Below are 12889 nucleotides of genomic sequence, written 5' to 3' on the forward strand. Positions count from 1 at the left end.
GGTGCCATTTAAATTACTTCTTCTATTTAGTGTTTCCACTTTTTACCTTAACTAACGTACTGAATTAATAACTTCTTTATTGTTCGCCAAAATTCTTAACTGCACGCTTTAACTTTGTAAAGAAAGAGTCGTGTTTGTCGTCTTTTTGACCTTTGCCAATATTATAAAACTCTTCAAGCAATTCTTTTTGACGGCTTGTTAGTTTTGTTGGTGTGATAACTTTTACGATTACGTGCTGATCACCTTGACCATAACCACGTACATCCTTGATTCCTTTACCTTTTAAACGCATTCTAGTACCAGTTTGCGTTCCAGCAGGAATTTTCGTTTTTACTTTACCATGCAATGTAGGAACTTCAACTTCATCACCTAATGCAGCTTGTGCAAAAGTTAATGGAAGCTCGCAGTAAACGTCATTTCCATCACGTTCAAAGAATTCATGCTCACGAACATGGAATGCAATATATAAATCTCCAGCAGGACCACCATTTTTACCTGGTTCACCTTGGCCTGAAAGTCGAATTTGTTGTCCATCATCGATACCAGCTGGTACTTTAACCATAATTTTCTTACGAGTTTTCACTCGGCCTGCACCATGACAAGTATTACATTTATCTTTAATAATCTGACCAGTACCTTGACAGTGTGAACATGTCGTACGGTTCACAATACGTCCAAATGGAGTATTTTGTTCAACACTCATTTGTCCTGAGCCATGACAATGATTACATGTTTCTTTTGATGTACCAGGTTTTGCACCTGAACCACTACATGTATGACATGTTTCTTCAGTTGGAATTTCAATTTCTCTTTCCATTCCAAATGCTGCTTCTTCAAACTGGATCGTCATTGTATATTGTAAATCAGCTCCAGCTCTTGGTGCGTTCGGGTCACGACGACGTCCACCGCCACCGCCACCAAAAAACTGACTGAAAATATCTTCAAATCCACCGAATCCGCCGCCGCCAAATCCGCCGCCGCCGAAACCTTGGTTTGGATCTGTATGACCAAACTGATCATAATGAGCACGTTTTTGATCATCTGATAAATTTTCGTATGCTTCTTGCACCTCTTTAAACTTTTCAGGTGCATCAGGATCCTTATTAACGTCCGGATGATATGTTTTTGCTAATTTACGAAACGATTTTTTTATTTCATCTTGTGATGCACTTTTACTCACACCAAGCACATCATAGTAATCACGTTTACTCATAGTATTACAATCCGCTCCTTTCACATAAAGAATATTTTAACATATCCTGTGCATTTCTAAAAGAAAAAGAGGAAGTCAAAGTCAAGGCTTCCCTGACTTTGACTTCCCTCAATGTTTTAAATATATATTTTCTTGCTTATTTTTCGTCCTTAACTTCAGTAAACTCAGCGTCTACTACATCGTCTTGTTTCGCTCCGCCTTCAGCTCCACCTGCAGCTTGCTGTGCAGCAGCAGCTTGCTCATAAAGCTTCATTGATAAAGCTTGAACGATTTCAGAAAGAGCATCTTTCTTCGTACGGATATCATCTAAGTTACCAGCTTCTAAAGCTGCTTTTAATGCGTCTTTAGCTTCGTTAGCTTTTGTAACCTCTGCTTCTTCAACTTTTCCTTCAAGATCTTTTAAAGTTTTCTCTACTTGGAATACTAATTGATCAGCTTCGTTTTTAAGATCTACTTCTTCTTTACGTTTTGCATCTGCATCAGCATTTAATTCTGCTTCTTTTACCATGCGTTCTACTTCTTCATCACTTAAACCTGAAGAAGATTGAATTACGATGTTTTGTTCTTTTTGAGTTCCTAGGTCTTTCGCACGTACTGTTACGATACCATTTTTGTCGATATCGAATGATACTTCAATTTGAGGAATTCCACGTGGTGCTGGTGGGATATCCGATAATTGGAAGCGACCTAATGTTTTATTGTCATTAGCCATTGGACGCTCACCTTGTAGTACGTGAATGTCTACAGCAGGTTGATTGTCAGCAGCTGTTGAGAAAACTTGAGATTTACTTGTTGGGATTGTTGTATTACGTTCGATTAACTTTGTAAATACTCCACCCATAGTTTCGATACCTAATGATAATGGAGTTACGTCTAGTAATACTACGTCTTTTACATCACCAGTTAATACTCCACCTTGAATTGCAGCACCTAATGCTACTACTTCATCAGGGTTTACACCTTTATGTGGTTCTTTTCCTGTTTCTTTTTTGATTGCTTCTTGAACAGCAGGAATACGAGTTGAACCACCAACTAAAATGACTTTATCAATTTGACTAGCAGTTAAGCCTGAATCCTTCATTGCTTGACGAGTTGGGCCTAAAGTTCTTTCTACTAAGTTGTGAGAAAGCTCTTCGAATTTTGCACGAGTTAAGTTTAACTCTAAGTGTAATGGACCAGCTGCACCCATGCTAATGAATGGTAATGAAATTTGAGTTGAAGTAATACCTGATAAGTCTTTTTTCGCTTTTTCAGCAGCATCTTTTAAACGTTGTAATGCCATTTTATCTTGGCTTAAATCAACACCATTTTCTTTTTTGAATTCAGCTACTAAGTAATCAATGATAACTTGGTCGAAGTCATCTCCACCTAAACGGTTGTCACCAGCTGTAGCTTTAACTTCAAAAATTCCATCTCCTAATTCAAGGATTGAAACGTCGAATGTACCGCCACCTAAGTCATAAACTAAGATTGTTTGGTCTTCATCCATTTTATCTAAACCGTATGCTAATGCAGCCGCAGTTGGCTCATTGATGATACGTTCTACTTCTAAACCAGCGATTTTACCAGCATCTTTAGTTGCTTGACGCTCAGCATCATTGAAGTATGCAGGTACTGTAATAACTGCTTTCGTTACTGCTTCACCTAAATAAGCTTCAGCAGATGCCTTTAAGTTTTGAAGAATAATTGCAGAAATCTCTTGTGGAGAAAAATCTTTACCTTCAATGTTTTCTTTATGTGTAGTACCCATATGACGTTTAATAGACATGATTGTGTTAGGGTTTGTAATTGCTTGACGCTTTGCTACTTCCCCAACTTGACGCTCACCATTTTTGAACGCAACAACTGACGGAGTTGTACGTCCACCCTCTGGATTCGGAATTACTTTTGGCTCTCCACCTTCTAATACTGCGACACAAGAGTTAGTTGTACCTAAGTCAATACCAATAATTTTACTCATTGCATGTTCCTCCTAAAATTTACATAAGTTATATTTTAGTTTTAAAAAATAATTTTATATTTATGTTAGCGATTTAAATAGACGCTTAACTAATTACTCGTTTACTTTTACCATTGATGGACGAATTACTCTGTCCTTTAGCTTATAGCCTTTTTGGAATTCTTGTAAAACTTCATTAGATGGCTTAGAATCATCACTTTCTTGCATTACAGCTTGATGGACATTCGGATCGAATTGTTCACCAAGTGCTGGGATTTCTTCTACACCTTCTTTTTTCACAGCTTCAACAAGTAAACGGTAAACCATTTCCATACCTTGTTTTAAAGAAGCAGTTTGCTCGTCTGTTGCTTCAACTTGTAGTGCACGTTCGAAATTATCTAGTACTGGTAATAAATCAGTTACTAAGCTTTGCGCACGATAAGTCATTAAAGATTGTTGGTCTAAAAGTGCACGACGTTTATAATTTTCGAAATCAGCATGTAGACGTAGGTACTTATTTTCCTTCTCATCTACTTCAGCACGAAGTTTTTGAAGCTCTTCTTCAGCAGAATTCACATTGTCAGTTTTCTCTTCTGTAAAGATTGAAGGCTCTTCAACAGTAGTTTCTTCATTCACTACTTCTTCATTTAAAAGTTCTTCCTGACGTTCTGTCATGTCACCTTCACCTCCTATTTTTTTATATGTAATCCATTGTTTCTTTTCACAATGGATTTATTCAACATCCTTAGATGAAAATAATAAATTCAATTGCCCTGTTATTAAATGCATTAATGAGATTACTCGGGAGTATTCCATTCGAGTTGGTCCTAATACTGCGATTGTACCAATTTGATCTTCACCTAATGAATAGGTTGCGCTAATGATACTTACATTTTCTAAGCCAGACTTTTCATTTTCCTTACCAATTTTGACACTTAAACCCATCTGTTCAAAAGGAATAATACTTTTTAGTTCATCCTGCTTTTCAATCATGTTTAACAAAACTTTCATTGTCTCCACATTATGAAATTCTGGTTGAGCTAAAATATTCGTTTTTCCACTTAAAATCAGCTTTTGTTCAATCGGTACGTCAATAGTGCCACCAATCATCTTAATAACACTCTCATAATTCGAAATATGCGTACGTAAAATCATTGCAATTTCTTTATAAAGTTTGTCATTTATTTGATGAATTGGAACATTTACTAGTCGCTCATTTAATATATTTACCATTTTCTCAATATCACTCATAGACACACCAGGTGGTATAGTTACTGTTCGATTTTTAACAATACCTGTGTCCGTCACAATAATTGATACTGCTGTATTAGGTCCTATTGGAATAAGCTGAATATTTTTAAGCTTATTTTCAGTAACTTTTGGTCCCAGTGCAATTGTTGTGTAATTTGTTAAATCAGAAAGTATATCAGCTGAATTTTTCACAAGCTTTTCTATTTCAAAAATACGCTCGGCAAAAATACCTTTTATCGAACGAACATCATCGTCATTAACAATTTGTGGTGATAATAGATGGTCTACATAAAAACGATACCCTTTTTCAGAAGGGATTCGACCTGCAGAGCTATGAGGCTTTTCAATATAACCAAGTTCCTCTAAATCAGCCATCTCATTTCGTATCGTTGCTGAACTAAATGAAATACCTTCCTTTTTAGATAAACTCCTTGAACCAACAGGTTGTGCCATGCGAATAAAGTCATCGATAATAATTTGGAGTATCAATAACTGTCTTTCAGTCAACATGTTTATCACCTCTATTAGCACTCTTATCTAGTGAGTGCTAAATATATTATTAACTTAACAAATCCTTTATACGATGTCAAGAAGTTAAGGGCAGGAATAAAAAAGTACAGAATTAATGGATTAAGAAATAGTAAATACATCAGATTGATCTATTCTCCCTTATCTAATCCGCTTTTCCTGCTGCTTACATTTACTGCTTTTATAGTAAAAATGCTTGAAATACTTCGTTTCCTAGTAACTTTCCTTTGTGGGATAATCGAAGATATTCTCCATTCATCTCGACTAATCCATCTTTCATTAGTTTTTCAATTACGTTCGGAAATACTTCATTAAAGTTTGAACCAAATTTTTCTTGGAACTTTCTTTCCGAAACTCCCTGCATTTTACGTAGTCCTAAAAACATTTCTTCTTCCATTTTTTCTTGCTTCGTTACCGTATGCTCATGAACAATTGGGACTCCAGTATCATCGATCAACTGGAAATATTTCTTTAATGGTCCTGCGTTTGAATATCGAATTCCATTAATATAGCCATGTGCTCCTGCACCAAATCCAAAATACTCTTCATTATTCCAATAAACAAGATTATGCTTACTTTCTAAGCCATTTTTTTCAAAATTGCTGATTTCATATTGATGAAAGCCATTTTTCTCTAAATAGTTCATTAAAAAGTCATACATAGCCGCTTCATCTTCTTCTGGGGCTGGTTTAAGCTTGCCCCTATTCATTTCTATGTAAAAAACCGTTTTTGGTTCAATAATTAATGAATATGCTGAAATATGTTGAATCGGTAACTTCATTGCTTTATCTAAAGAATCAACGAATTGTTCCATTGTTTGACCAGGTAATGCATACATTAAATCCAGATTAATATTATCAATTCCAACTTCTTTGGCAGTTTGAATTGCTTCTTCTATTTCATTTGGTGAATGTGTTCTTCCAATCTTTTTCAGTAAACCTTCATCAAATGTTTGCGCTCCAAAACTAATTCGATTCACACCACCATCTTTTAAAATCTGAAGCTTCTCTTTTGAAATTTCATTCGGATTACTTTCAAAAGTCATTTCGATTTCTTTATTCCCTTTAATGATGTGTTTATTAATCATATCAACTAACGTTTGAGTTTGGGGCAAAGTTAATGCTGTAGGTGTTCCTCCACCTACAAAAACTGTTTTCAAATCTATAATCGGATTTCTTTTTAAACTTTCAACAATTTCTTTCTCTAGATACTCTAAATACTGATCAACCGGCTGTCGGTCCATCATAAATTTATTAAAATCGCAGTAGTAACAAATCTGCTGACAAAATGGTATATGAATATAAACGGAAGATGCCATATCTTCTCCTCTTTTCTATGTGAAAAGCCCCTGATCCAATACCATCTAAGGTGCAGATTCAGGGACTTTTGTTGATTTTAACTTTTATGATTGTATATTTTCTTATGATATTTGTCTAATTAATCGCTTTACTATTATTTATCATTATTTACATCTTACTTTTTATTAATAACAATTTGAGTAAAAAATTATCAATCTAAAATTTATAAATGCCACCGCAAATAAATTACGGTGGCATCTCTAGATAATCATCAATTCTATAATCGATGAATTCCTATTGATTATTAATCATCCATACGTAAAACAGCCATGAATGCCTCTTGTGGAACCTCTACAGATCCAACAGCTTTCATTCGCTTTTTACCTTCTTTTTGCTTATCTAATAGCTTACGTTTACGAGAGATATCCCCACCGTAACATTTTGCTAAAACGTTTTTACCCATTGACTTAATTGTTGAACGAGCAACGATTTTTTGTCCGATTGCCGCTTGAACTGGTACTTCGAACTGTTGTCTTGGAATAAGTTCTTTTAATTTTTCAACGATAATTTTCCCACGATCATAAGCAGCGTCTCTATGAACGATAAATGATAGAGCATCTACTTGTTCACCGTTTAATAAAATATCCATTTTCACAAGTTTAGAAACTTTGTAGCCAATTAATTCATAATCAAATGATGCATAACCTTTTGTACTTGATTTTAATTGGTCAAAGAAATCATAAACAATTTCAGATAATGGAATTTCGTAAGTTAACGTTACGCGGTTCGCATCTAAATATTGCATATCGATAAAGTTTCCGCGTTTCTTTTGGCAAAGCTCCATGATTGCTCCAACAAAGTCATTTGGAACCATGATTTTTGCTTTTACATAAGGCTCTTCTACTCGATCAATTGATTGAGGGTCTGGCATATGAGCAGGGTTATCAACGATAATCATTTCATCTTTTGTTGTGTAAACATTATAAATAACACTTGGTGCTGTTGTAATTAAATCAATTTTGAATTCACGTTCAATACGCTCTTGAATGATTTCCATGTGTAATAATCCTAAGAATCCACAACGGAAACCAAATCCTAAAGCTTGTGAAGTTTCTGCTTCAAATTGTAAAGCAGCATCATTTAATTGAAGCTTTTCAAGTGCATCACGTAAATCATTATATTTAGAAGTATCAATTGGATATAATCCACAGAATACCATTGGATTTAATTTACGATAACCTGGTAGTGGCTCAGTTGCTGGATTCTCCGCAAGGGTAATTGTATCACCAACGCGAGTATCTCCAACATTTTTAATAGAAGCTGTTAAGAAACCTACGTCACCTACAGTTAATTCATCTCGTTGTGTTGTACGAGGAGTAAACACTCCAGCTTCAACTACTTCGAATTCTTTACCTGTAGCCATCATTCTAATTTTTTGCCCAACTTTTACAGTACCTTCTACGATACGAATATAAGCTACAACACCACGGTATGGATCGAATAATGAATCAAAAATAAGTGCTTTTAAAGGCGCATCTGGATCGCCTGTTGGAGCAGGTACTTTTTCTACGATTTGCTCTAGAATTTCTTCTATTCCGATTCCTGCTTTAGCAGATGCTAATACCGCTTCAGATGCATCTAATCCAATTACTTCTTCAACTTCTTGTCTTACACGTTCAGGCTCTGCACTCGGTAAGTCAATCTTATTAATAACTGGTAAGATTTCTAAATCATTGTCTAAAGCTAAATATACGTTCGCCAATGTTTGTGCTTCGATACCTTGTGCAGCATCAACTACAAGAATTGCGCCTTCACAAGCTGCTAAACTACGTGAAACTTCATAAGTGAAGTCGACATGTCCAGGTGTATCAATTAAATGAAGAATATATTCTTCTCCATTTTTAGCTTTATATTGTAACTGCACAGCATTTAATTTAATGGTAATTCCACGTTCACGCTCTAAATCCATTGAGTCTAATAGCTGAGACTTCATCTCACGCTGAGTTAATGCATTTGTTTTCTCAAGAATTCTATCTGCTAATGTAGATTTTCCATGGTCAATGTGTGCGATGATTGAAAAGTTTCTAATTCTCTTTTGTCTTTCTGATCTTGACTCTTTATTCATTTCATCACTCCTAAATTTCTCGACAGCATAGATAGTTTTGATTATATCAAAAAAATAGGGAAATATTCAATCTCTATTAGCAGTATATGTCGAATGAAGTTTAGAAGGTCTAATTAAAGCTATCAATAATAGAAGGAATTTTTTCAACAATCTTAACCCCTTTTTCAGTTACATACGTAACAAAATGGGATAGTCCTTTACCAACAACTGTAAAATAATTAAATGCCCCTAATCTTTCTAAATGATCTTCTCTAATTGCTAGTCCTTCTTTCGTGTAATCTTTTCCAAAAAGTACTGGACCAGCTTTCCCATCTTCTTTTGAGATTTTTACTACATCGTCTACATGATAGTAATCAGTCGAAGTAACTTTACTTATTCCGTCTTTCGCAACTTGCATACAAGTAATGATTGTTATCGAAAAAATAATGATTAGCGTAAAATACCGAACCATATATTTCATTTGTTTCTCCTCACTTACGAAATATTAATGAGTATATGAGCCAATATTGTCTTGATTAATTTTAGAATGCAGAGCTGCGTTCATACCGCCAGCAATAATATTTGCCATATCTTCAATAAATGTATCCACTTCTTTTGGTGTAACCATTAAGTTATGACCGAGTGGTGATAGTACCTCATGAATTAATTTTCGTTTTTCATTCTCTTCAAGTGTTCCTACAATCCCCATAAATGCCATTCGTTCCTTTTCATTAGGCATATCTTCATCGGTATACTTTTTCTTTTCTCCAAATGCCATTCCTGAAGGGATTAACGCTTTAGCAGGCTTGTCTCCCTCTTTTATTTCTCGTCCAAAATGTTTTAAAATGAAGTCAATTGTATCACTTGTAATAGCAACAGCATCAACAACAGTTGGAACGCCTATAGCAATTACTGGAATACCCAGTGTTTCTTTGCTTAATTCTTTACGTTTATTCCCTATTCCAGAACCCGGATGAATACCGTTATCTGTAATTTGTATTGTTGTATTAACGCGCTCAATGGACCTAGCTGCAAGTGCATCGATCGCAATGACAAAATCTGGTTTTACTTTATCAATGACACCTGAAATAATATCGCTCGTTTCAATACCAGTTATCCCCATTACACCAGGGGATAGAGCACAAACTGGACGATAACCATCTTGTACACTCTCAGGCTGTAATTCAAAAAGATGCTTCGTAACTACTAAATTTTCAACAACCATTGGACCAAGTGCATCAGGCGTCACATTCCAATTTCCTAATCCGACTACTAAACAAGTTTGGTCTTCCGTAATGCCTAAATTTTTTAGGAATGCAGAAAACTCGTTTGCAAAAACTTTTTCAACCTTTTCTTGAAGTTCAGTATCTTGTTCACGAATACCTTGAACTTGAAGTGTTAAATAATTCCCTGGCTTTTTACCAATTCTTTCAGATGCCGATTCTTTAATATGAACATGAGAAATACTTACACCATCTTCTTCACGTTCTTTAACGATTACGCCGGTAATTTCTTCCTTAGATTGTTCACGCTCCTCGAGCATCTCTTTTGCCTCTACTGCTAAATCTGTTCGAACACTATATTGACTTAAATCTAACTCACTCATTTATCTAGCCTCCACAATACTCATCAAAATTTAACAATTCTCTTCTTAACTAGTTTAGCTAGATGTTACCAATTCTAAACGAGTTGTTTATTTTTCTTTTGAAAAGGCGAAAATAGCTTTATGAATTCTATTGCCAAATGGGACTTGTTTTGATAAAATAAGTTTTGTTCTATTTGTATTCGAGGCAAATTTCTCGACTGCATTCGGGAGGTGAAAGGTATGCCAAATATTAAATCAGCTATTAAACGTGTAAAAACAGCTGAAGCTCATCGTGCTCACAACGCATCTCTAAAATCAGAAATGCGTACTGCAGTGAAAAATGTTGAAGCTTTAGTTACTAATAACGAAACTGAAAAAGCGCAAGAAGCTTTATTAACTGCTTCTAAAAAATTAGATAAAGCTGTTAACAGCAATCTAATCCACAAAAACGCTGCTTCACGTCAAAAGTCTCGTTTAGCTAAAAAAGTTAACGCTATGAACGCGTAATGAATTAAATGGTGTCTCATCTGAGACACCATTTTTTCGTGCAATAAAATTACAACTAGACGTTTTTTTAAATTTTTTTGTAATCGATAGTATGTTATACCTTATCGAATAAGTTTATTACATTCTTTAATCATAAACTCCATATAGTCAATTGCATCTTTTCTTCTTGTAAAAATAGATTTGTAATATGATTTTTTATTATCGGTTCGTAATCTCATTGATTCCTTAATAATCTTATGCCACCTTTTGGGTACCGCCTCTAAAACATATTCACCTGCTCCTACTTTCGATGTAATATCTTTTTCTTTAAATGTGTAATAAAGTCGAGAAACTCCCAAAATTCCCCATTCAATACTTCTTAAACTTACAAATAAACTTAAGTATTTAACTGTAGGGAACTTCTTACTGTTTTTTAACCAGCTAAGCCAATATGAATTAAGATTATCTCTCATATTAGTTTGTATTGTATCCCAGTTTACCGATATATCTACATGATCAATATTTAGCCCTCTTACAGTTATGCCGTATTTTTTTAATTGAAAAGCATCTATGGAATTCATTTTAAATTTATGTAATCCTTGAAACTTCCCATCATTGAAACGAATACATAAATTTCCTTCTTCGTTTAAGGACTCGATATCTTCATTAAGAATATACCACCCATCCAAAATTGAATTAGGAAACTTCCTTTGTACATCTTTATGAATTTCTTTCAGTATAATTAAATCGTCATCTGATACTTTGCGCTTAACAACAGCAATAAAATCGATATCACTAAATCCATTCTTAAAAGCACCTAAAGTAATCGATCCATAAAGATAAAAAGAATGAATTAAATTGGGTAATTTTACATCTAAATAATGAAAGTATGTATCTAATACAACGTTTATTTCTTTAGGAATTTCCTTCATACACCCATCCCCCAAATACTACTTCTTGGTAAATATTAACAATTACTACATTATAACAAATTGTAAAAGTTGTAGACTGAATTTCGTATTCTTTTTATAACACAAAAATGGCAGTCCATTTAACGCTATCGGACTGCCGTTTGATTTGTTATTTAATTATAATACTCAGTTAAGAACTGGATTTCTTACTATTTTTTATTTAATTGAAGAATCAACATTTCAAGGATCATTACCTTATCTCCTTGACCAGTCTTCATTTTGTAATCAACTTCAGCAATTAATCGTATTGCTTCTTTCAATTCACTTGCTTGAAAGTTATTCGCTTGCTTTTGTCCATAAAACACTCTTCCTGGTGATACACCTACTGAAGAGGCAATTTGATTATTTGAATATCCACTACTAGATAATTGTTTTATTCCGTACAATAATCTAAACTGACTAGCTAATAATGCAACTATTTTTATCGGTTCTTCACCTATAAATAATAATTCATGAAGGATTTTAAGTGCCTCAGTTGTCTGTCTTACTGCTGTTTTTTCGATAAGAGAAAAAACGTTTTGTTCAATGGTTTTTGCTACCATCATCTCTACTAGATCAGCATCCACTTCTCCTTCATTCCCGATAAACAATTGTAGCTTCTCACATTCAAGTTTTAGAATTGATAAATTATTTCCAACGAGTAATTTTAATTGATCAATTGCTTCTTTCGTTATCGTTACATTCCCAGCAAACTGCTCTTTAATCCAGCCGTCTAAATTACTCGTTTCAACAGGATGACATTCAACTAGCTCTACTTGTTTTTTTATCGCTTTTGTTACTTTTTTCCGCTCATCCAATTTTTCAAAAGGAGCAACAAAAACAACAGTAGTAAAAGGTGCAGGATTTTCAATATAATCAAATAGTGGTTCTATATCTTGTACAATTTTTTCTTTTTGAGCTGTTAAAAACAAACATGATTTTATGATGATGACTTTGTTTCCACCGAAAAAGGACGGTGTTTGAGCATCCTCAAGAGCTTCACTTAAATAAGACTCTTTTAAATCATATGTTTGATAGTTAAAATCATCAATTTCTCCTTGTAAAGCTGCTTTCACGATTAAGTTTTCTGCTTCTTGAAGTAAAAAATCTTCAGTACCTACCAATAAATACATTGGAGACACATTCTTTTTCAATTTTTTATGTAAATCATTAATCATGTTTTGCACCTCTACACTAATTTTCTTAGTATAGTATAACATGTCCTACATGAGAAGGAAGAGATTAGTAAATACTAATCTCTAATTTATATTAACGTTTTAAATAAAGACCCGGTTTCTTCATTTAAAACGGTATAACTAAACAAACATACTATGGATTTTTTAGTTATATTGATTTATACTAAAATTGAATTAGGAGGGGTTATTTGTGAATACTTTTGAAAAAAATGTTCAAAGCAAACGTAATGATTCAACAGATTCTGGCGTTGGCTTTGCTGTTTCATTTGGTTTCTTCGCTACTCTATTTATCATCGCAACAATTGTGGAGTATGTTACGCGATAATACATAGAATCAAA

12 protein-coding genes are annotated in these 12889 nt (G+C 34.1%); 2 read left to right on the forward strand and 10 right to left on the reverse strand.

The window, feature by feature from the left end; all coding sequences use genetic code 11:
• Positions 1–76 precede the first annotated feature (76 nt).
• The 8 genes from dnaJ to gpr all read right to left on the reverse strand — a co-directional run bounded on the left by dnaJ (position 77) and on the right by gpr (position 9939).
• On the reverse strand, positions 77–1213 hold the full coding sequence (dnaJ, locus tag BM319_RS11075) for a molecular chaperone DnaJ (RefSeq protein WP_069035091.1): 1137 nt from the start codon (positions 1211–1213) through the stop codon (positions 77–79).
• A 136-nt stretch (positions 1214–1349) separates the two neighbouring features.
• On the reverse strand, positions 1350–3173 hold the full coding sequence (dnaK, locus tag BM319_RS11080; RefSeq protein ID WP_069035092.1) for a molecular chaperone DnaK: 1824 nt from the start codon (positions 3171–3173) through the stop codon (positions 1350–1352).
• Positions 3174–3266: 93 nt separating this feature from the next.
• Positions 3267–3827 (reverse strand): nucleotide exchange factor GrpE, encoded by a 561-nt coding sequence (grpE, locus tag BM319_RS11085; RefSeq protein ID WP_069035093.1) that lies wholly within the window; start codon positions 3825–3827, stop codon positions 3267–3269.
• A 57-nt stretch (positions 3828–3884) separates the two neighbouring features.
• On the reverse strand, positions 3885–4913 hold the full coding sequence (gene hrcA, locus BM319_RS11090; RefSeq protein WP_069035094.1) for a heat-inducible transcriptional repressor HrcA: 1029 nt from the start codon (positions 4911–4913) through the stop codon (positions 3885–3887).
• Positions 4914–5112: 199 nt separating this feature from the next.
• Complete coding sequence (gene hemW, locus BM319_RS11095; protein ID WP_069035095.1) at positions 5113–6249, reverse strand: radical SAM family heme chaperone HemW; 1137 nt, start codon at positions 6247–6249, stop codon at positions 5113–5115.
• A 284-nt stretch (positions 6250–6533) separates the two neighbouring features.
• Positions 6534–8354, reverse strand: coding sequence for a translation elongation factor 4 (gene lepA, locus BM319_RS11100; protein ID WP_069035096.1), 1821 nt, complete (start codon positions 8352–8354; stop codon positions 6534–6536).
• Positions 8355–8463: 109 nt separating this feature from the next.
• Complete coding sequence (locus BM319_RS11105) at positions 8464–8814, reverse strand: DUF3679 domain-containing protein (RefSeq protein WP_069035097.1); 351 nt, start codon at positions 8812–8814, stop codon at positions 8464–8466.
• Between the two features lie 24 nt (positions 8815–8838).
• Entirely contained in the window at positions 8839–9939 is a 1101-nt protein-coding gene (gpr, locus tag BM319_RS11110; protein ID WP_069035098.1) for a GPR endopeptidase, read from the reverse strand.
• Positions 9940–10158: 219 nt separating this feature from the next.
• Here gpr and rpsT point away from each other — a divergent pair, with 219 nt between their 5' ends.
• Positions 10159–10425 carry a 30S ribosomal protein S20 gene (gene rpsT, locus BM319_RS11115; protein WP_069035099.1) on the forward strand — a complete coding sequence of 89 codons (267 nt, stop codon included), beginning with the start codon at positions 10159–10161 and terminating at the stop codon, positions 10423–10425.
• Between the two features lie 101 nt (positions 10426–10526).
• Here rpsT and BM319_RS11120 read toward each other — a convergent pair whose 3' ends face one another.
• A complete protein-coding gene (locus BM319_RS11120) occupies positions 10527–11336 on the reverse strand; it encodes an aminoglycoside adenylyltransferase domain-containing protein (RefSeq protein ID WP_091022683.1) in 810 nt (269 codons plus the stop codon).
• A 188-nt stretch (positions 11337–11524) separates the two neighbouring features.
• Positions 11525–12532: a DNA polymerase III subunit delta gene (gene holA / locus BM319_RS11125; RefSeq protein ID WP_175495598.1), complete on the reverse strand. Its 1008-nt coding sequence runs from the start codon at positions 12530–12532 to the stop codon at positions 11525–11527.
• A 208-nt stretch (positions 12533–12740) separates the two neighbouring features.
• On the opposite strand from holA, the gene BM319_RS11130 reads away from it, so the two are divergent.
• A complete protein-coding gene (locus BM319_RS11130) occupies positions 12741–12875 on the forward strand; it encodes a YqzM family protein (protein ID WP_069035101.1) in 135 nt (44 codons plus the stop codon).
• The last annotated feature ends 14 nt before the right edge of the window (positions 12876–12889 follow it).

Source organism: Bacillus sp. UNCCL81 (genome assembly GCF_900112535.1).
GTDB classification, from domain to species: Bacteria; Bacillota; Bacilli; order Bacillales; family Bacillaceae_G; genus Gottfriedia; species Gottfriedia luciferensis_B.